Consider the following 19723-nt stretch of genomic DNA (forward strand, 5'->3'; position numbering starts at 1 on the left):
AATATTTCATTTTAAATCAATATTCTAATTAAAAAAATGGACAAATAAAATTTTGTTTGGTATACTTTAAATATAGAAAATAAAAATATCTTAAAGTTTATTTACATGCATCTCATAGAGAAAATGAAACGGAAATGGGAATAGTAGTGTATGAAGATATTCCTGAGATTAAAGGGATAATCGCATATTCTGATGATGTTAATTCAGCATTGTATTATCGAGGATATACTTATACAATTAACCGATTCATTGCAGATTACGCAGGAGATATAGATGGAGAATCTTATGATTGTAGTACAGAATCTTCAAGAGCCTATGTAGAGTTATTAAGTAAAGGAGAGTATTGTAAATAATAGTTATAATAGGAAAGGAAAATTATGTTATACGAAATAGATAAAAATAAAACACTTCAACCACTTGAATTTTATGGTGTTGGGGATTTAAATAAAAATGAAAAAGATTTAGAAAATTTATTGGTAAAAAATCTTGAAATTTTATTTACTGAAAATAATCAATTAATGCCAATTTTTCAGGAAAGACAATATCAAGAAGAACCAGATTTATACGCTATAGATAAATATGGGGATTTAGTGATTTTTGAGTTAAAGATAGGTAATATCAAGAAAAATACAGTTAATCAAATTATGAGATATGCTCAAAAATTTGGAAAAATGAAATACAAGAAACTTAATGAATATTTTAAAAAATTTAATAAGAAATTTGATAATGATTTACAAAAGAGTCATCAGGATAATTTTGGACTTGATGAACCTTTATCTATTGAAAGATTTAATTTACATCAGAAAATGTATATTATTGGAAATTCATCAGATTTAGAATTAATTGAAACTATAGACTATTGGAAAAATAGAAAAGTAGATATTGATTTTCTTCCTTATAGAATTTATAAGATTAATAATAAAAACTATTTTGAATTTTTTGCTAAACCCTATGATTATAATCAAAATATAAAAGATAGAAAAGGAATAATATTTGACACTAATAAAACATACAATACTAAAGCTGTTTTTGATATGATGAAAAATGAGAAAATAAGTGCTTATGGAGATGCAAGAAAATTTATAGATTGTTTTAGAAAAAATGATTATGTTCTGTATTATCATAAAGGTTTCGGAATAATAGTAATTGGACAGATAATTTCTGAAAAACCACAAGAAAACGAAGAAAATAAAGAAAGATTTCATAAAGTAAGAATTTTAACGACAAAAATTGAAAATGAAAAGGAAATGAAATTTTTAAAACCTAGTGAAATTACTCAAATTCTTGAAAAAAATTTTTATTATGCTTCTACTGTTAAAAAGCCATATCTTACAATAGAAGAAGTGAAAGTTCTTGAAGATGAGTTATTAAGAAAATATCAAGAAAATGAATAACGAATAAAAAGCTGTTTCATAAAATAATTCCTATGAGACAGCTTTTAATTCAATAAAAATCTAATTTTCAAATTTCTAACTTTTTATAATTTTTCAATTTTTTATTTATCTTCATTTACTTTCGGAATGCTCTTCATTTCCCCTTTCAAAACAATCACAGATACAACAAAAGCTATGAAATCTGCTATTGGGAATGCGAACATAATTCCATCAATACCCATAAAATATGGTAAAATTATTAGTAATGGTAAAAGTGATATAATTTGTCTTACAAGTGACAAAAAAGCTCCTTTTGAGGCTCTTCCAATTGATGTTAAAAACATTGTAATAGCACCTTGAATACCATTTAGGAATATGAAGAATAAAAATACTCGCATATATTTTGTTCCGTATTGAAAGTAGAGTTTACTTCCGTTACCAAAGACAGAAATTATTTGAACAGGGAAAAGTTCAGCGATTGCAAATGCTACTAAAGAAATAATAAAAGCCACTTTTAGAGATAATTTTAAAATTTCTCGAACCCTTGCAAATTTTTTTGCTCCATAATTAAATCCAGCAATAGGCTGAGCTCCTTGCGTCAATCCCAATAAAATCGCTATAAATATGACATTTATTTTCATAACAATTCCAGCAACGGCAATAGGAATTTCACTTCCATAAATAGATTTCGCACCATAAATTTTCAATAAATTATTTGTCACAATTTGAACAATTAGTGCAGAACATTGGAAAATCAAAGGCGATGTTCCCAACATAAACAAAATCCAAATTTCTCGTATTTTTATCTTAAAATCCTTCAATTCAAATTTTACACTTTTAAATCTGAAAAAATATAGCCCTAACATAACTGCCGAGATAAATTGCCCAATTACAGTCGCCCAAGCGGCACCGTCCATTCCCATATCAAATCCAAACATAAACAGCGGATCAAGAATCGTATTTGTAATAGCTCCAACAACTATTGCAAGCATTGAATAAAAGGAATTTCCATCAGCTCTAACCATAGGATTTGCTCCTATCGAAAATAGTAAAAACGGTATTCCAAGAGATGTAATTTGAGTATATTCAATCGCATAATCAAAAATTTGATCAGTAGCTCCAAAGGCCGTCAACATTGGTCTTAAAAAAATATTAATTAATATGCACAAAATAATCCCGCTTAAAAGTAGCATTGTAGCCGCAGTTCCAGCCACGCTTTTTGCCCTTTTCGGACGCTTTCTTCCCAATTCCAAATTAAAATTAGTCGCAGCTCCAACTCCAGTCATAAGCCCAATTGCAAGACAAATCGTCGTAAGCGGAAAAGCCACATTTGTAGCCGCATTCCCAAGAAACCCAATTTTTTGCCCAATAAAAATCTGATCCACAACATTGTAAAGAGCATTGACCAAGTTAGCAATGATAGCAGGAACCGCAAGTGAAACCAGCAATTTTCCAACTGGTTCTGTACCAAATTTAGTTTTTTGTTCATTTATTGCTTTCGTTTTTCCCATTTTTCCTTCCTTTCCAAAATTTTTAAATATGATAAAATTCTCTTTAATAAAAAGAGAAAAATATTTTTTGTAACAAGAAAACTGAGACAAAATCCCAGTTTTAAGTCATCATATTAGCATGGTAAAAAATAATAACTTATGAGTATTTTACTACATTTGGTAAAGGTTTTCAAATTTTTTTATTTAATTCTGAATATTATGGTGAATTTTAGAATAAAAGAATTTATTGTAGCATAAACTGACTTTAAAAATAAAAAAAATTGATATAAAATATGTAGATTTTTTGTCAAAAATATTGTACAATAAGTAGAGGTGATTAGTATGATAGCTACAAATTATTCAAATGTGAGAAATAATTTAAAAAAATATTGTGATAAGGCAACTGATGATTATGAAACAGTCATTATAACAAGAAAAAACGATAAAAATGTGGTACTGATGAGTGAAGAGGAATATAATAATTTGATGGAAAATCTTTACATCATGTCAAATAAGAAATACTATAATGAACTGTTAAAAAGTAAAGCGGAAGCGGAAGCGGGGAATGTACAAATACATGATATAATTGAGGTGGAATAATGAATTTAACATGGACAGATATTGCATGGGGGCAATATGAAGAATGGCAGAGACAGGATAAAAAAATAGTCAAAAAAATAAATGAAATAATAAAAGACATCAAAAGAAACGGAAATGAAGGGATAGGGAAACCTGAGCCTTTAAAGCATGAACTGAATGGATACTGGAGCAGAAGAATTACTGATAAACACAGGTTTATATATAAACTAACAGAAACAAGTATACTAGTTATTGCCTGTGCAAATCATCATAAATAATAGAAATTACGAAAAATAAAGGCATGATTAAAAAAACAGACTTCTTTAAAATTGAGAGAAAATCTTAATTTAAGTGGTCTTTTTTTTGTTTTTTTGAAATTTATATAACAAAATTTGTAAATATTATTGTGTAGAGTCATTTTTAAGAAAAATTCTATTTAAAGAAAATTTATGAAAAAATAGGGTATAATATTACTATATAAAATTTAAAATATAAATTTTGTTAATATTGAAAAAATATAGAAAGGGCAAGTTATGAAAAAGATAATTTTAATTTTGGTAAGTATATTATTTTTAGTGAGCTGTAGTGGGAATATTCCTTTCTCGGAGGAGGAAAAAGGAGCTTTAAAAAAGGCAAAAATGGAAATTGCTGAAATGAAGAAAAATCCGACAATGGCAGAAAAGGAAAGAATTTTGCAAAAGGGGATAGAAGTTCAGAGAAAATATTTACGGATTGGGGTAGTGTATTTTAAAAGTGTGGAAAAGGATATTCCAATAGCAGATTATTATCTGGCAAGAAATTATAGTGCGAGAGGGGAAAATGAAGAGGCATTGAAATGGGCAAGAAAAGGCTCGGACAGAGGAGTGAAGGAAGCAAGTGCATTTGCAGGACATATTTATGCTAATCAGAGAGATGAAATGAATGCAAGAAAATATTATATAAAAGCAATGAATCAGGGAGATTATAGGGGAGATACCTTGTTTAGAGTGTGGGTATATGGAGAAAGGAAAGAAATTAATAGCGAAGTGGTGGAAGCATTTAAAAGAAATTTAAATAAAAATATTGAGGTAAAAAATGCTTTGGCTTTTTATTATCAGAGGCACGATCACTTTGATGAAGCTGAAAAACTGTACAAGGAGCTTGTCAATGAAAAATATCCGAATGCAGAAAGACTTTTAGGGGAACTTTATATATCAAAAAAAGATTATGGTAAAGCTGAAGAATGGTTATTAAAGGAATCGGAAAAATTATTTTCACATTCAGAAGACAATGTAAAACGGATTGAAGAAAAAAGAGCAAGATTATTACGTCTGTTAGCAAAAGTTTATGAAATGAAAGGAGATTACGGTAAGGCTGAAAATAACCTTTTAAAATCAAAAGAACTTGCACATAAGGAGCTTGCGTTAACGAGCTTGGCAGCGCTGTATGAAAAGCAAGGGAAATATAATCAAGCTATAAAAATAAATGAAGAATTAGAAGAATTGAAAAAAACAAAGAACAGAAAAAATTAAATCATAAAAGAAATAAAAAATAGAGAGTTTTATGAGAATAGAAAAAAACGAAAAAGAAATATTTTTAGAATTGCAAATATCTGAGAAAGAATAATTATTTTTTAATGAGGAATATTTTTTATAGGGTTTGGAATAGAGCAAGAAACATCATCTTTAGTTGATAATAAAATAGAAAAGAACAAAGGTAAAAAACCAAGAGAACAAACCTATGACAGCATCCGTGAATGGCTACTATTGTAACTGTAATTTTTAAAAATAAAAAATAAATAATTAGAATAAAAAAATTTAAAATTAGAAAATGAGAGAGAAAATTATGAATTTATGGAAAATAAGGAACCTTTATATGAAATATTTACCAATACTTTTACTTATAGCAACATTAAATATAGCTATAAAAAAATGTTCTTTACCCGAAGCAGAAGTAAAGAATAATGAAAGAAGCAGTGATTACAAAAAATATATTGAATTGTCAAATTTGGGAGACGGGGAAATAAAGAAAAAGAATTATAAAAAAGCACTAGAGTATTATGAAAGAGCTAGAGATTATGATAGTAATATGGCAGATGTAAGCATAGCAAATATATATTATAAATTTATAGATAAAGAAGAAGGTGAGAGACGATACAGAAAAGCATACAATAATGGAATTTTTGAAGTTGCTTATACATTAGGGAATATAGCTTATAGAAAAGGAAACTTTAATTTGGCGAAAGAATGGTATTTAAAAGGAAGTGAAAAAGGGAATGAAAAATCAAGTATAGAACTAGCAAAATTATTAATAAGTGAAAATAATGAAATAGAAGCTAAAAGATTTTTATTGAAAGTTGAAAATGGAAACGAAGCTGAAGGATTTTATTATTTAATGACCATTTATTATAAAGAAGGTAATAAAGAAAAAATTTATGAATTGAAAAACAAAATGCTTGGAAAAAAAGAAATGAATCAAATATCCGATGAAATGATGCTTAAAATAGGTTTGATGTTAGGAGACAAAAGACAAAATAGGTTATTTGAATCAATTAATAACGCGGATAGTTTAATAAGAATAAAAAAATATGAAGAAGCTAAAAGAGAGTATGAAAAAAGTTTAGAATATGGTTTTGAAGGGAATTATTTTTTAGGTAATATGTATAGTGAGTTAAATAAAGAGGCAGAAGCATTAAAATATTATAAAATAGCTTGTGAAAAAGGAAAAATAGGAATTGCTGCATACAAAATAGGCAATATTTATGAAGAAAATAATAATTTTATAGAAGCTAAAAAATGGTATCAAATAGGGATTGATTTAGGTGATTCACAATCATTAGTTTCATTAGGAACGTTAGAAATGAAAGAAGGGAATGATAAGGAAGCTAAAGAATTATTTTTAAAAGACACTAATAAAAAAAATGCGGAAGCTATACTTGGGATGATAGCATATTATCAAAAAAATAATGATGTTCAAAAAGCTAAAGAAATGAAAGAAAAAATAATAACAGAGAAAGGGTTATACTATAATGATTCAGATATACAGTATGCAGCATTACTAGCCATTTTACCTTATAATTAATCAGGAATGGAGTTTATTATGGAAACAATAAAAAGAATTAAACGATTTAAATGTTTAAAAAATGAAATTTATGAAATTAAAGATAAATCAAAAAAAATTGGAAATAGAAATTTTGTTATAATGGCATGTCGTTCTGGAAGTAAAGAAAAATCGAAAAAATTTGTAGAAGATAATTTAGTAGAAAATTTAGGAGAAAATATTAAAATTGGTGATGTTATAGGTGTAAGAAGAAATAAGGAGACAAGTGTCTGTATGACCTAAATGTCAAGGAAATTATTCAAAAGATAAGTTTATAGAAGGAATTTTATATGAAGCAGGAGGTCCGTGGGATGAAAAATATAAATGATGAAAAATTATTAAGTTTTGTAGAAAATGAAATTTTAAAGCATAAAGAGGATTATTCAGAAAAGGAAATAAAAAAATTATTAGAGATTTTCAATGAAATTATGAATGTTGTTCCTAAAAAAGCAAATAGCATAGGAGACATGTATATAAATTTCATAGGAAGTGATCATATGGCGGTGTATTATTTTGAATATATATGGACTATGGAATTATTAATTAAAATTTTAGAAAATTCATCAAAAAACAGGGCAAGAATTATATTTTGTTTATCTGTATTAAATGATTTGTATTATTTTGTACTTGATGATTCAGATAAATTTAGTAAAGACGAGTACTGGTCTGAATTTAGAAAAGTAAAAAAATTATTATATCCCTATTCAGATAAATTTTATGATGGATTACTTGAAAAAAATGTTGGGAATTGTTGTTGAAGATGAAGTTGTGGAAAAGATGGAGGAAAAAGAAGTAGAAGAAGAAAAGAAACTTACACCACAGCAGTTGAGAAAAAAATATTTTATTAAAAGAATGAAAAGGGAAGATAAGAAAGCGTGGATAAATGGAAATAGAGAGATGGGAATCAGTAACGTTTCAAGAATTTTCATAATGAATTATATTAGATATTGACAATAAAGGAAATCAGATATTTTCTGAATTTCTAAATGATTATATGGTAGAGTTTATGGAAGATGAGAAGACTTTGGATATTTTAGTTATTAAGGGGGATTGAAAAAATAATAAAATTTGTAAACACAAATACTCTTGTTTTTTTACAAAAAATGTGGTACTCTTATAATATAAAAATTAATTTTATAATAAATACAATTATGTAACTATAATTGTATAAAATGGAAAGGACGAAGAAAATGAAAAAATACGATGCAATAATAATTGGATTTGGAAAAGGTGGAAAAACTTTGGCAGGATTTTTGGCTGGGAAAGGTCAAAATGTGGCTTTGATTGAGAAATCGGATAAGATGTATGGAGGAACTTGTATAAATATTGGATGTATTCCTACGAAAAAGCTTGTTGACAGTACAAAAGTTCTTAAAAATAAAGGGTTAAATGGTATTGGGGAAAAGGAAAGATTTTATACAGAAAGTATAAATAATAAAAATACATTAATTGGTGCATTACGTGGAAAAAATTATGAAATGCTGGCTACAAAGGAAAATATTGATATTTACGATGGATTTGGAAGTTTTGCTTCAAAAAATGTAGTTAATATTGAAAGTAATGGGGAAAATGTTCAGATTGAAGGGGAAAAAATATTTATAAATACAGGTTCGACTACAATAATTCCTGGTATAAAAGGGCTCAAAGAAAGTAATCATGTATATACAAGCACTTCAATTATGGAACTAAAAGAACTTCCTAAAAAATTGACTATTTTGGGAGCAGGGTACATTGGACTGGAATTTGCTTCGATGTATGCTGATTTTGGGTCAGAAGTTACGGTTATTGATTTGGCACAAAGACTTATGCCTAGAGAAGATGAAGAAATTGCTGAAAGGGCAAAGGCTATATTTGAGGCAAAAGGGGTTAAATTTTTACTGGAATCAAAAATTGAGGAAATTGTTGATAAAAATGGAAAAGGATATGTGCAAATTTCGCAAGGAGCAAGCAAGAGTGAAATTGAATCAGACGCAATTCTTGTGGCAATTGGAAGAAAGCCTAATACAGAAGGTCTTAATTTAGAAGCGGCAGGAGTAAAAACCGACGAAAAAGGTGCGGTTGTAGTTGATGAAACATTGAAAACAACAGCTGATAATATTTGGGCAATGGGAGATGTGAAAGGCGGACTTCAATTTACGTATATTTCTCTTGATGACTTTAGAATAATAAGGGATAATCTTTACAATGGAGGAAACAGAACGGTAAACGACAGAAATGTAATTCCATACGGTGTATTTGTAAATCCGCCATTATCAAGAGTTGGAATGACTGAAAGCGAAGCGATTGCCAAAGGATATGAAGTAAAAACAGGAAGACTTGAAGCAATGGCAATTCCAAAAGCAAAAATAGAAGGTGTAACAGATGGACTGCTTAAAGCAGTTATAGATGCAAAAACAGATAAAATATTGGGATGTACTTTACTATGTAACACTTCCCACGAAATGATAAACATTGTTGCGGCGGCTATGAAAGCTGAACAAAAATATACATTCTTAAAAGATATGATATTTACTCATCCGACAATGAGCGAAGCTTTGAATGATTTATTTGGAAGCGTGAAATAAATTGAAAGAATTGATTGTGCTTATATTTTTGAATTTATTGATGCTTTATAGCTTATTTAGATTATTTTTTGGTTTTCATAAATTACAATATTGAAATTAAGGGAATTTTAGAAAAAAATAACATTTGAAATTATATAAAAATTTTGATACAATAAATTTAAATTATTTTGTATCAATTGTTTCTATTTTATGAACTATAAAAATAGAAAAGGAGGAGATGTTAAAATATGGAATTTTATAATTTTACTTATTTAGAAAACCAAAAATTTGTAACAGATAAATTTTTTCTTGTTATAATAATTTTAGTGATAGCGTTTATATTGTTTGCATTTTGGAAATGGTTTAAAGGAAGCATTTCGCTTAGAGATAAACAGCTTAGTTTGCTTGGATTGATGTTTATTTTCTTATTTGCATTATATCATTATGATAATTATAGAGCTAGAAATAATGAAGAAAAAGTTTATAAAAATTCGGCAAGTGTTATAAAAAAATTATCTGAAAAATTTAAAGTTAGCGAAAATGATATTTTTATAAACACGCCTGAAATAACAGAGGACACTGTTTATAAAATAAAAGACAAATATTATCAAATTCACTGGGTAGGAACTAATATTTTAGTTGAACAAATGACAGTTCCTTATGTGGATGAAGTAAAAATGCTTAAAGAATAATAGCATGGAAAAAAATATAAAAGAAAGGAAGATGATGTAATTTTGGATTTCATAATTCTTGTAGCAATAAAACTTACAATTGGATTTATTGCGTTAGTTTTGTTCATGAATTTAAATGGACGGAGCCAATTGGCACCAACATCAACAGAAGATCAAATAGGTAACTATGTTCTTGGGGGAATTATCGGTGGTGTAATTTATAGTCCAAGTATATCAATAGTTCAATTTTTGATAGTTCTTTTAATATGGGGACTTTTAATGACAGTAACTGATTTTCTAAAAAATACAAATAAACGCGTAAAAAAAATGATAGATGGACAAGTTGTGTATTTAATAAGAGATGGAAAAATGCTGACAGAAAATTTCGCACAAGCGACACTTTCAATTCCTGATTTTTACACAAAATTGAGAACAAAAGGAGTTACACAAATATCAGATATAGAAGAAGCTTTTATGGAATCAAATGGACAGCTTATCATTATACAAAAAGGTGAAAATGGTTACTCAAATTTATTGGTTTCAGAAGGAAATATACAGGAAGATAACCTGAAACATATTGGAAAAGATGAGAAGTGGTTAAAGGATGAATTAGCTAATTATAATGTTACAGATCTTAGTGAACTTTTCATTGTTGAATATGGTAGTGATGGGAAATTATTTATTGTTAAAAAGTAATGGATAATCAAAAGAAGAAAAATACTCAAACAGCGATGGAATTTGCTATCTGAGTATTTTTTATTTATTTTGTTAAAAAAATTAAATTTATTTGACAATAATTGACTCGTTTGATAAAATTTTATAGATAAGAAGCTTTAAATAAAAATTTATAATTTGGAGGTGGATGTTTTGAACGAGGAAGTCCCGGAAGAGAGATTTGAAAATTTAAATAATTTAAAATTTATGAATTTATGCAAATATGGATAAAGGGAATATCTTCGTATTGTTATTCTCCTGATTTTTATTTGCATATAAAGTTAAAAAATTGAAAATGCAAAAGAGAAAGGAGATTTAATGATGGAAAACAACATTATTCAAAAACTTATAGATGAAAAAAAATATTTTGAAATTAGAAAATATTTAAACGATTTAAACATTGTGGAAGTTTCAGAGCTGCTAAATCAGTTTGAATCTTCTGAATTAATAATGATTTTTAGGTTACTTTCCAAAAATAGGGCAGCTGATGTATTTTCGTATCTGGACAGTGAACATCAGGAAATGATTATTAAAACCATGACAGATGTGGAAACAAAAAATATATTTGATGAGCTTTATTTTGACGATATTGTCGATATTATCGAGGAGATGCCATCAAATGTGGTCAAAAAGATACTAAAGAATACCGATGCAAAAGATAGACACACAATAAATCTTTTGTTAAAATATCCTGAAAATTCAGCTGGAAGCATTATGACAACTGAATACATGGATTTGAAAAAGAATATGACAGCTTCTTCTGCAATTTTTAAAATTAGGGATGTTATGGAAGATATGGCAAATGTCTATACCTGCTATGTGATTGACGAAGGTAGAAGGCTGGAAGGAGTAATTTCCCTAAAAGAACTTATTACGAGCAAGGATGATGAACCGATTCAAAATCTTATGAATAAAAATGTGATAAGTGTTCATGCAAATGATGATCAGGAAAAGGTTGCGGAAATAATAAAAAAATATAATCTTATCGTACTTCCTGTGACTGATGATGAAAATAGACTCTTAGGAATCATTACGATTGATGATGTAATGGATGTTGTGGAACAGGAAGCGACAGAGGATTTTCATAGAATGGCTGGGATTTCGCCTGTGGAGGAGTCTTATTTAAAAACAAGCGCCTTTACAATGGCAAGACAAAGAATTAGCTGGCTTATTGTGCTTATGATTTCTGCTACATTTACTGGAAGAATTATAAGTAAATATGAAGATGTGCTGCAGTCTGTAGTTATACTTTCTTCATTTATTCCTATGCTAATGGATACTGGAGGAAATGCAGGTGCACAGTCTTCGACAATTGTAGTCCGTGCTTTGGCATTGGGGGAAGTTGATACAAAAGATACTTTTAAAATATTAAAAAAAGAATTTCTTATTTCATTTATAGTAGCTATTGTTTTGGCGGCAATAAATTTTTTAAGAATTATAACTTTGACAAAAACACCTTTAAATGTTGCAATGACAGTTTCAGTAACTTTAATTTTTGTAGTTATAATTTCTAAAATAATAGGTGCTTTTTTACCTGTTATCGCTAAAGCCTTTAAAATGGATCCGGCAATAATGGCAGGACCTTTAATAACTACGATTTTAGATGCGCTTACTCTTACTATTTACTTTAGATTTGCAACTATGTTTTTAAGTAATGTTATAAAGTAAATATTTTTATAAAATAATGTTTTATAAAATTTAAGAATATAAAAATTGATTGTCTAATCGAAGTTATATGATAACTAATATAGGAAAAATGAGGTGAGAAAAAAATGAAAAAAATAAAAAGAATAATTGAAGATCTTTTGAAAGAAAAAAAATATTTTGAGATAAAAAAAGAATTAGATAAATTAAATGCAGTTGAAATTTCAGATGTGATAAATTTATTTAAACTGCCAGAGCTTGTAATAATGATTTTTAGACTTTTAAAAAAGGATAAAGCAGCCGATGTATTTTCATATTTGGACAGCGAACATCAGGAAATGATTATTCACGCTTCAACTGATGTTGAAACACGAGAAATATTTGATGAACTGTATTTTGATGATATTGTCGACATTATCGAGGAAATGCCGTCGGATATTGTAAAAAAAATCTTGAAAAATACAGATAGAAAAGATAGACACTTGATAAATCAGCTTCTAAAATATCCAGATAATTCAGCTGGAAGCATTATGACGACTGAATATGTGGATTTTCAGAAAAATATGACAGTTCAAGAGGCGATAGGACAGCTTAAAAAAACTGGGAAAGACAAGGAAAATATTTATACTTGCTATGTTACTGACAAAAGCGGGAAATTGGAAGGCGTACTTTCATTAAAGGAATTAATTTCTAAAAAGGACAGTGCTGTAATTGAAGATATTATGAATACAAATTTTGTAAGTGTAAATACACATGATGATCAGGAAAAAGTTGCAGATTTATTTAAAAAGTACGATTTTATCGTTATGCCAGTTGTTGACCATGAAAATAGGCTTTTGGGAATAATTACGGTGGATGACGTTTTGGATGTTGTGGATCAGGAAGTTACGGAAGATTTTCACAAAATGGCTGGAATTACTTCACCTACTGATGATTCTTATTTAAAGACAAGTGTCTTTACGATGGCAAGACAAAGAATTGGGTGGCTTGCAGTTCTTATGATTTCTGACACAATTTCTGGAAATATAATACAAGGCTATGAAAAAGTTTTGGCAAAGTCAATAATTTTAACGGCATTTATTCCAATGCTTATGTCAAGCGGTGGAAATGTCGGTTCACAATCTTCAACGGTTGTAATCCGTTCACTTGCACTTGGGGAAATTTCTCCAAAAGATGCCTTTAAAGTGATTAAAAAGGAATTTTCAATTGGAATAATGGTTTCAATAGTTTTGGCGATATTAAATTTTATAAGACTTGTAACACTTGAAAAAACTAATTTTATAATTGCTTTTGTCGTTTCATTGACACTTGTATTTACAGTAATAGTTTCAAAGCTAGTAGGAGCACTGCTTCCACTTGGGGCAAAAATTGTGAAGGCTGATCCGGCGGTTATGGCAACACCTTTGATAACAACGATTTCTGATGCTGTAACACTTATAATTTATTTTAATTTTGCAACAATGTTTTTGAAACTTTAGTAAATTACGGAAATTAAATGTTTTAAAAATATAATTAAGTTTACAAAGCAGAAAAAATGTAGTATAATAAAAAAGTGAGTTTATTGGTATAGTACAATATAAAAATAAGCATATTTCAAATCGTGCAAAAATAAAATTAACTATTGATAAAGTGCGATAAATGTGTTATATTTAGATTGTAGGTATGTTATAAACTTATAGGTAAAATTAACATTTTGAAAGTTGGTTTTATTACAAATTTATGAGAGGAAATAAATGATGAAAATAGGTAGAGAGTTTTCTGATAAAAAAAGCACCGGGAGGAATATTTTAATACTGATAGTCATAATAATTATACTATTCGCACTAAAAAATAGAATTTCCAGTTCATTTTCCTTTTTGGACGGGATTACTAAAGAAATAGATTTTAAGCTTGTAAAAGTTAAAAGTATGTTATATACTCAAACTTTAAAATTAAAATCTAGAGTACAGGACATCAGTTACATCGAAGAATATGTAAAAAACAATAAGACAAGAGATTTTGAACTGCAAAAAAATAAGGTTCAAAACACAGAATTAGCATATTTAAAAGTTGAAAATGAAAATTTGAGAAAAATGCTTGATATGCGTCAAAAAAATCCCGCTGAGTTTATTGCGGCAGATGTTGCATTAGTGGAAAATATAAATTATTCAGAGAAGTTTTTTATCAATAAAGGTCAAAATCAAGGAGTAAAATTAAATTTACCAGTTATGTACAATGGTTATTTAATCGGAAAAATCTCAAAAGTTGATGCGGAATATTCAGAAGTTACTCTTTTGACAAGTAAAAACTCAAAATTAAGCGTAACTTTGAATGGTACGAATTTACAGATTTTGCGTGGAAATGGAGATGGAACCTTTTCAGTACAAAACTTTAATGAAGGTTCAGTTAACGAAAAGACATTATTTAACATAGAAACTTCAGGTGTGAGTGATGTTTTTCCAAAAGGAATAAAAGTGGGGACGTTTAAATTAAAAGATTTAAATGCGTTCAAAAAAATAAAAGAAATCAGATTTACACCAGAATATGATATTTTTCAAATCCAAAATGTAATGGTTTATAAATGGAGCAGAAACGATGTAATTGACAGTCAAATTCAGACTCAGGTAAATTTGGAAAAAGAACAGGATTCAGAGAAATCTCACGATTCAGTGCAATAAAACTTAGTTTAACTTTTAAAATAATTTTTGGAGGATAAAAGATGTTTAAAAAATTAACAATGAGTAAATTAGTAATATTAATGACAATTTTTATTTCAGTTTTTTCTTTTTCAAAAGATTTTTGGGAAAAGAGAAATTTTACCGTAAATGTGACTGAAGATGTGACAATTAATGGTCAAAATAGAAGCAAAAGATATATAATGAGCTACAATTCAGGAACATTAAAATTGCAAATTACAGCTCCTAGCGTGAATCGAGGTGAAATTTACACATTTAGCGGAAACACAAAAACTGTTTATTATCCTTCTTTAAAACAAACTGTTAAACAAAAAGTTGAAAAAGATGAAGCAAATATTTTGGCAGTATTTAACAAAATAGCGAGAATAAATGGTAAAAAAACGCAGACTAAAAATGGAGATACATTTCATTTTTCAGGAAATTGGCTAACTTCAATTACTAGCAAAGGATATACAGTAAATTTCAGCGATTATAAGTTGTCAAATGGCTATTATTTCCCAACAAAAATTTCTGTAAAAGACGGAAATTCACAAGTGATTTACAGATTATCAAATTTTAAATAAAGGTTTTTATGAAAATTTTTAAAATAAATGGAATAATTTTAAAAAAAAAGGAATATGGAGAAAATAATTTATTAGTTACTATTTTTTCTAAAGAAATTGGTAAAATTGTGGCAATGTCATTTGGAATAACAAAGTCCAAAAAAAGAAATTTAGCCGCATATAATCCGATGAATGTTGTCGAATTTACCATTTCTAAAAGAAATAATTTTTATTCAATAAAAGAGGCAAATATAACAAAAGTTTTTAAAAATATTTTGATTGACATTGAAAAATTGGAAATTTCGTTATATATTCTAGATAGTATAGATAAAATTTATGATGAAGTTGTGGAAAATGAAAGATTTTTTTTAAAATTGATAAATATTTTGAACTATATAAACGAAGCGATTAATCTAAAAAGAGGATATAAATATTATATTGTTTTGGCGTTCTTGCATAGAATTATGACTGAACACGGAATTTATGAAATTAGTGAAGTAAAATCACTATTAAAAAAAGAATTGTTTTTAGAATATAAAAAAATATTAGCTTTAAATAAAGATTTAAATTTTCAGAAAAAAGTTGAAGAGCATAAAAAAAATTTAAAAAAAATAGTTATTATTTTTGAAAAATACATAAATATGCAGTTGCAAGTGGAACTAAATGTACAAAAATTTATTTTGGAGGGAATTTATGGAAAATAAAAAGATAGCTGATTATATTCAGACGGACACGATTTGTTTGAATTTAAAATCAACCAGTAAGAATTCGGTTATAAAAGAACTTTTTGAAAATTTAAAGAAATGTGGTTTGGTAAAAGATGAAGAATTGGCGCTAAATGATATTTTTTTGCGTGAAAAAATGGGAACCACGGGAATTGGAAGGAAAATTGCTCTGCCTCATGCTAAAACTAAAGCTGTCAATGAGTTAATAATAACTTTGGGGATTTCTAAGGATGGAATTGAATATGAATCACTTGACGAAGATAAAGTAAATATTTTCTTTATGTTCTTATGTCCTGAAAATCAAACTCAGGAATACTTGAGAATACTTGCGAGAATCTCTAGATTTATTAGGGAAACAAGGTTTGTTGATTCTTTGTTAAGAGCAAGGTCAAATGAAGAAATTGAAAAAATAATAAGAGAAGAAGAAAATTAGGTGAAATTATGAGATGTCCGTTTTGTGGGAATGAAAATACTAAAGTAGTTGACAGTCGTGCATATTTTGAGGGGAATTCAATCAAAAGAAGAAGAGAGTGCGAAAAATGCGGTAAAAGATTTACTACACACGAAAAGGTGGCAGAGTTGTCGCTAAAGGTGATAAAAAAGAGCGGAGAAAAGCAAGTTTATTCTCGAGAGAAAGTCTATAATGGAATTATTCGTGCATTTGAAAAGAGATATTGCAATACTGAAAAAATTGAAGAAATTATAGATAGGATTGAAAGAGAAATTTTGACAGAGTATTCTGGTGAAATAAAATCGAGCATCTTGGGCGATAAAATACTTTCATATTTGATTGATCTGGATGAAATAGCGTATGTTAGATTTGCTTCTGTCTATAAAAAGTTTGATAGTTTGGACAGTTTTATTTTTGAAATTGAAAAAATTAGAAACGACAAAAAAATAAAAAATATAAAAAGTTGGGAGAGTAAATGAAAAGATTGATTTTTTTGTGGAATATTATTTTTGGATTGATTGTAGCGTATCAACTTTATGATAGTATAATAAGATATTCTGGTAGAAAAGAAATACAAAAAAATATTGCATCAGTTAACAAGGATATAAAAAAAGCTACTGAGCAAAAGAATAAAATTATCCAAAATACAAATGATCTTACAGATGAAGATAAATTTGAAAGATATGCGAGAGATAATTTGAATTTTAAGAAAAAAGGAGAAGTTGCTTACAAATATTAAGTAATATTGCGAAATATGGGAAATTTATTTGATTCAAAAAGTTTAAGTGAAGAAGTGGAAAAATATAAAATAGAAGATGAAAAGAAAAAATATATTTTTAGAGCCAATACAAAATATATATTTTCATCGTCTATTTTTTTATAGTAATTGTATTTATTGCATCAAATTCATTGTATAAAGGAATTACAGGAATTGAAAAATTATCAGGATTAAAAATTATTTTGATTTTAATTTTGTTTTTGTATGTTTTTATTTCTATTTTTTTGATATTTAGCTATAAAATCGTATTTGAAAATGGCGCTATTTTTGTAAAAAATTTGAAAATAGAAGTTTCAAATATAGAAAGCGCAACTGTAAAAGTGGCAAAAGTGAGTGCAGCAAAAATTGATAAAGTCTTGGAAATAATAACTTTTGATAATAAAAGAGTACAAATTAGATTAAATATAAAAAACGAAATACTGTTATTAAAATTATTAAAAAATCGAATTGGTAATAAATTGATTTTTAAAATATAAAAAATAAAAAAATAAAAAAATAAATTTTAAAAATATAAAATAAAAATCAAAAAAATTAAAAAAAAATAAGAAAAATATTTAAAAGAAAGGAAAGTGAGAAAGAAAAAATGGTGGAATTTTTTATTGCGTTTAGGCATATTGTGGAGAGAAAATTTCAAAGTATATTTTCCACGCTTGGGATTGCGATTGCTGTGACAGTTTTTATTGTGTCCCTGACAGTTTCAAATGGACTTGGAAGAAATATGATTAGTTCACTTCTTACAATGAGTCCGCATATTCTGATAAAGCACAAGCAAAAGAATTTTTTTGAAAATTATGACGAAGCAGTGGAGAATCTAAAAAAAGTTGACGGCGTAAAAGCGGTTATTCCAAAAATAAACAGTCAATCGATTATAAAGTCGCAAGGATTTGCAAGAGGAGTTTTGGCTTACGGGATTATGCCAAATAATGTAAAAAATGACTTAGATTTGAGAATAATTTCTGGAAATAATAATATTGAAGAACTAAATTCAATTTTGGTCGGAGAAGAGTTGGCAAAAGGAATGGGACTTAAAGTCGGTCAAGAAGTAAGTCTTGTTTCAGCGGAAAATAAAGAGATAAAGTTAATTGTACGTGGAATTTTTAAAACAGGATTTTTGGAGTATGATACAAATCTTGCCATTGTACCAATGAAAACTATGCAAATATTGGCAGAACAAGGAGAAGTGGCAACGGATATTTGGTTAAAAACGATTAATCCGCAGAAAGTTGAAAATGTTGAGAAAAAAATAATCTCAAATAATGTAATTCCTCATTCAGAATATGGAATTATGGATTGGAAAATGATTAATCAAAGTCTTTTGAATGCAGTTAGATTTGAAAAATTTGTTTTGGTCGCCATTTTAAGTCTTTTGCTGTTAATCGCAAGTTTCGCCGTATCGGTTATTTTAAATATGGTTGTCAGGGAAAAAATTAAAGATATTGGAATTTTAAAATCAATTGGCTATACAAATAAAAATATTCGTAGAATTTTTATGATAGAAGGACTTTTGTTAGGATTTTTTGGAATGGTAATGGGGAGCATACTTTCACCGATTGTTTTATTTATACTAAAAATATTGTTTAAAGTGTTTATGAGAAATGGAACTTATTATTTGGAAGAGTTGCCACTTTATATTTCAGCAAATGAATTAATTATAATATATGTCGTTACAGTCATAGTAATATTTATTTCAACTATTTTTCCAGCGTCAAGAGCAGCAAAATTAAAACCTGTGGAGGCTTTAAAATATGAATAAAATAATAGAATTAAAAAATATTAATAAAATTTATAAGACGAAAGTTGAAGAAATTCACGTATTAAAAGATATTAGTTTAACATTTAATAAAGGAGATTTTGTTTCCATTCAAGGAAAATCTGGAAGTGGAAAAACTTCACTTTTGAACATCGTGGGACTTTTGGATGAGCCGACAAATGGTGAGATTATAATTCATGGTGAAAAGGTTGACTATAAAAATGAAAATATGAAAAATATCATAAGAAATGAAAAAATAGGTTTTGTCTTTCAATTTCACTATTTATTAAATGAGTTTACAGCACTGGAAAATGTCATGATGCCGTCTTTAATAAATAAAAATATGACTCACGAAAAAGCTAAAAAGAAAGCGAAAGAGCTTTTGTCCCTTGTAAATTTGTCAAATAGAACTAAACACAAGCCAATGGAGCTATCTGGCGGAGAAAAGCAAAGAGTTGCTATAGCTAGAGCTATGATGAATGATCCAGACATAATTTTGGCGGATGAACCGACAGGAAATCTGGACACGGAAACGAGTAATATAATAAATGACTTGTTTATCAAAATAAATAAAGAAAGACAGCAGTCAATAATAATTGTAACTCACAGCTTGGAACTTGCAAATTTGGCAAAATATAAATATAAAATTGAAAATGGTAAATTTAATATGATTTTGCCGACGATAAAATTATAAAAAATGGTAGCTGATT

The 19723-nt window shown here is 27.8% G+C and carries 24 protein-coding genes; 23 read left to right on the forward strand and 1 reads right to left on the reverse strand.

Annotated features, from left to right (window positions below):
• Positions 1-134: 134 nt before the first annotated feature.
• Entirely contained in the window at positions 135-353 is a 219-nt protein-coding gene (locus BCB68_RS07905) for a hypothetical protein (protein ID WP_094080282.1), read from the forward strand.
• A gap of 24 nt (positions 354-377) precedes the next feature.
• On the forward strand, positions 378-1394 hold the full coding sequence (locus BCB68_RS07910; RefSeq protein WP_094080283.1) for a hypothetical protein: 1017 nt from the start codon (positions 378-380) through the stop codon (positions 1392-1394).
• A 101-nt stretch (positions 1395-1495) separates the two neighbouring features.
• On the opposite strand, the gene BCB68_RS07915 is transcribed toward BCB68_RS07910, so the two are convergent.
• Positions 1496-2884, reverse strand: a complete 1389-nt coding sequence (locus BCB68_RS07915) for an MATE family efflux transporter (RefSeq protein WP_094080284.1) — start codon at positions 2882-2884, stop codon at positions 1496-1498.
• 321 nt (positions 2885-3205) lie between these two features.
• Here BCB68_RS07915 and BCB68_RS07920 point away from each other — a divergent pair, with 321 nt between their 5' ends.
• The 21 genes from BCB68_RS07920 (at position 3206) to BCB68_RS08025 (ending at position 19707) form a co-directional block, all read left to right on the forward strand.
• Complete coding sequence (locus BCB68_RS07920; protein WP_021766441.1) at positions 3206-3463, forward strand: type II toxin-antitoxin system Phd/YefM family antitoxin; 258 nt, start codon at positions 3206-3208, stop codon at positions 3461-3463.
• Entirely contained in the window at positions 3463-3720 is a 258-nt protein-coding gene (locus BCB68_RS07925; RefSeq protein WP_094080285.1) for a Txe/YoeB family addiction module toxin, read from the forward strand. Before BCB68_RS07920 ends, BCB68_RS07925 begins: the two co-directional genes overlap by 1 nt.
• Positions 3721-3975: 255 nt before the next feature.
• Entirely contained in the window at positions 3976-4953 is a 978-nt protein-coding gene (locus BCB68_RS07930) for a tetratricopeptide repeat protein (RefSeq protein ID WP_157697376.1), read from the forward strand.
• Positions 4954-5296: 343 nt separating this feature from the next.
• Positions 5297-6502 carry a tetratricopeptide repeat protein gene (locus BCB68_RS07935; RefSeq protein ID WP_094080286.1) on the forward strand — a complete coding sequence of 402 codons (1206 nt, stop codon included), beginning with the start codon at positions 5297-5299 and terminating at the stop codon, positions 6500-6502.
• Between the two features lie 18 nt (positions 6503-6520).
• Positions 6521-6763, forward strand: coding sequence for a hypothetical protein (locus tag BCB68_RS07940; RefSeq protein WP_094080287.1), 243 nt, complete (start codon positions 6521-6523; stop codon positions 6761-6763).
• A 68-nt stretch (positions 6764-6831) separates the two neighbouring features.
• Entirely contained in the window at positions 6832-7278 is a 447-nt protein-coding gene (locus BCB68_RS07945; RefSeq protein ID WP_094080288.1) for a hypothetical protein, read from the forward strand.
• A complete protein-coding gene (locus BCB68_RS07950; RefSeq protein WP_094080289.1) occupies positions 7250-7471 on the forward strand; it encodes a hypothetical protein in 222 nt (73 codons plus the stop codon). Before BCB68_RS07945 ends, BCB68_RS07950 begins: the two co-directional genes overlap by 29 nt.
• A gap of 239 nt (positions 7472-7710) precedes the next feature.
• Complete coding sequence (locus BCB68_RS07960) at positions 7711-9084, forward strand: FAD-dependent oxidoreductase (RefSeq protein ID WP_094080290.1); 1374 nt, start codon at positions 7711-7713, stop codon at positions 9082-9084.
• 227 nt (positions 9085-9311) lie between these two features.
• Complete coding sequence (locus BCB68_RS07965; RefSeq protein ID WP_094080291.1) at positions 9312-9755, forward strand: DUF3290 family protein; 444 nt, start codon at positions 9312-9314, stop codon at positions 9753-9755.
• A gap of 42 nt (positions 9756-9797) precedes the next feature.
• A complete protein-coding gene (locus BCB68_RS07970; protein WP_094080292.1) occupies positions 9798-10430 on the forward strand; it encodes a DUF421 domain-containing protein in 633 nt (210 codons plus the stop codon).
• A gap of 339 nt (positions 10431-10769) precedes the next feature.
• Positions 10770-12116, forward strand: coding sequence for a magnesium transporter (gene mgtE / locus BCB68_RS07975; protein ID WP_094080293.1), 1347 nt, complete (start codon positions 10770-10772; stop codon positions 12114-12116).
• A gap of 104 nt (positions 12117-12220) precedes the next feature.
• Positions 12221-13570 (forward strand): magnesium transporter, encoded by a 1350-nt coding sequence (mgtE, locus tag BCB68_RS07980; RefSeq protein WP_094080294.1) that lies wholly within the window; start codon positions 12221-12223, stop codon positions 13568-13570.
• A 255-nt stretch (positions 13571-13825) separates the two neighbouring features.
• Positions 13826-14749 carry a rod shape-determining protein MreC gene (mreC, locus tag BCB68_RS07985; RefSeq protein ID WP_237048600.1) on the forward strand — a complete coding sequence of 308 codons (924 nt, stop codon included), beginning with the start codon at positions 13826-13828 and terminating at the stop codon, positions 14747-14749.
• A 41-nt stretch (positions 14750-14790) separates the two neighbouring features.
• On the forward strand, positions 14791-15330 hold the full coding sequence (locus BCB68_RS07990; protein ID WP_094080296.1) for a hypothetical protein: 540 nt from the start codon (positions 14791-14793) through the stop codon (positions 15328-15330).
• 8 nt (positions 15331-15338) lie between these two features.
• Entirely contained in the window at positions 15339-16013 is a 675-nt protein-coding gene (gene recO / locus BCB68_RS07995) for a DNA repair protein RecO (protein WP_094080297.1), read from the forward strand.
• The gene (locus BCB68_RS08000; RefSeq protein WP_094080298.1) at positions 16003-16467 is read left to right on the forward strand and encodes a PTS sugar transporter subunit IIA; all 465 of its coding nucleotides are present in this window, start codon (positions 16003-16005) and stop codon (positions 16465-16467) included. The genes recO and BCB68_RS08000 overlap by 11 nt, the downstream gene beginning before the upstream one ends.
• 8 nt (positions 16468-16475) lie before the next feature.
• Entirely contained in the window at positions 16476-16964 is a 489-nt protein-coding gene (gene nrdR, locus BCB68_RS08005; RefSeq protein WP_094080299.1) for a transcriptional regulator NrdR, read from the forward strand.
• Positions 16961-17224: an FtsB family cell division protein gene (locus BCB68_RS08010; RefSeq protein ID WP_094080300.1), complete on the forward strand. Its 264-nt coding sequence runs from the start codon at positions 16961-16963 to the stop codon at positions 17222-17224. Before nrdR ends, BCB68_RS08010 begins: the two co-directional genes overlap by 4 nt.
• A gap of 170 nt (positions 17225-17394) precedes the next feature.
• The gene (locus BCB68_RS08015) at positions 17395-17739 is read left to right on the forward strand and encodes a hypothetical protein (RefSeq protein ID WP_237048601.1); all 345 of its coding nucleotides are present in this window, start codon (positions 17395-17397) and stop codon (positions 17737-17739) included.
• Between the two features lie 107 nt (positions 17740-17846).
• Complete coding sequence (locus tag BCB68_RS08020; RefSeq protein WP_094080301.1) at positions 17847-19016, forward strand: ABC transporter permease; 1170 nt, start codon at positions 17847-17849, stop codon at positions 19014-19016.
• Positions 19009-19707: an ABC transporter ATP-binding protein gene (locus BCB68_RS08025; RefSeq protein ID WP_094080302.1), complete on the forward strand. Its 699-nt coding sequence runs from the start codon at positions 19009-19011 to the stop codon at positions 19705-19707. The genes BCB68_RS08020 and BCB68_RS08025 overlap by 8 nt, the downstream gene beginning before the upstream one ends.
• The last annotated feature ends 16 nt before the right edge of the window (positions 19708-19723 follow it).

The sequence above is a fragment of the Leptotrichia sp. oral taxon 498 genome (assembly GCF_002240055.1).
Lineage (GTDB): Bacteria > Fusobacteriota > Fusobacteriia > Fusobacteriales > Leptotrichiaceae > Leptotrichia > Leptotrichia rugosa.

Bases quoted from the DNA above. Each gene is read 5' to 3' on its own strand.
- BCB68_RS07935 (WP_094080286.1), top strand. From the start codon at position 5,297: ATGAAATATTTACCAATACTTTTACTTATAGCAACATTAAATATAGCT.
- BCB68_RS08025 (WP_094080302.1), top strand. From the start codon at position 19,009: ATGAATAAAATAATAGAATTAAAAAATATTAATAAAATTTATAAGACG.
- BCB68_RS08000 (WP_094080298.1), top strand. From the start codon at position 16,003: ATGGAAAATAAAAAGATAGCTGATTATATTCAGACGGACACGATTTGT.
- mgtE (WP_094080293.1), top strand. From the start codon at position 10,770: ATGGAAAACAACATTATTCAAAAACTTATAGATGAAAAAAAATATTTT.
- BCB68_RS07990 (WP_094080296.1), top strand. From the start codon at position 14,791: ATGTTTAAAAAATTAACAATGAGTAAATTAGTAATATTAATGACAATT.
- BCB68_RS08020 (WP_094080301.1), top strand. From the start codon at position 17,847: ATGGTGGAATTTTTTATTGCGTTTAGGCATATTGTGGAGAGAAAATTT.
- nrdR (WP_094080299.1), top strand. From the start codon at position 16,476: ATGAGATGTCCGTTTTGTGGGAATGAAAATACTAAAGTAGTTGACAGT.
- BCB68_RS07910 (WP_094080283.1), top strand. From the start codon at position 378: ATGTTATACGAAATAGATAAAAATAAAACACTTCAACCACTTGAATTT.
- BCB68_RS07960 (WP_094080290.1), top strand. From the start codon at position 7,711: ATGAAAAAATACGATGCAATAATAATTGGATTTGGAAAAGGTGGAAAA.
- BCB68_RS08010 (WP_094080300.1), top strand. From the start codon at position 16,961: ATGAAAAGATTGATTTTTTTGTGGAATATTATTTTTGGATTGATTGTA.
- BCB68_RS07915 (WP_094080284.1), bottom strand. From the start codon at position 2,884: ATGGGAAAAACGAAAGCAATAAATGAACAAAAAACTAAATTTGGTACA.
- BCB68_RS07965 (WP_094080291.1), top strand. From the start codon at position 9,312: ATGGAATTTTATAATTTTACTTATTTAGAAAACCAAAAATTTGTAACA.
- mgtE (WP_094080294.1), top strand. From the start codon at position 12,221: ATGAAAAAAATAAAAAGAATAATTGAAGATCTTTTGAAAGAAAAAAAA.
- BCB68_RS07920 (WP_021766441.1), top strand. From the start codon at position 3,206: ATGATAGCTACAAATTATTCAAATGTGAGAAATAATTTAAAAAAATAT.
- mreC (WP_237048600.1), top strand. From the start codon at position 13,826: ATGATGAAAATAGGTAGAGAGTTTTCTGATAAAAAAAGCACCGGGAGG.
- BCB68_RS07930 (WP_157697376.1), top strand. From the start codon at position 3,976: ATGAAAAAGATAATTTTAATTTTGGTAAGTATATTATTTTTAGTGAGC.
- recO (WP_094080297.1), top strand. From the start codon at position 15,339: ATGAAAATTTTTAAAATAAATGGAATAATTTTAAAAAAAAAGGAATAT.
- BCB68_RS07940 (WP_094080287.1), top strand. From the start codon at position 6,521: ATGGAAACAATAAAAAGAATTAAACGATTTAAATGTTTAAAAAATGAA.
- BCB68_RS07925 (WP_094080285.1), top strand. From the start codon at position 3,463: ATGAATTTAACATGGACAGATATTGCATGGGGGCAATATGAAGAATGG.
- BCB68_RS07905 (WP_094080282.1), top strand. From the start codon at position 135: ATGGGAATAGTAGTGTATGAAGATATTCCTGAGATTAAAGGGATAATC.
- BCB68_RS07945 (WP_094080288.1), top strand. From the start codon at position 6,832: ATGAAAAATATAAATGATGAAAAATTATTAAGTTTTGTAGAAAATGAA.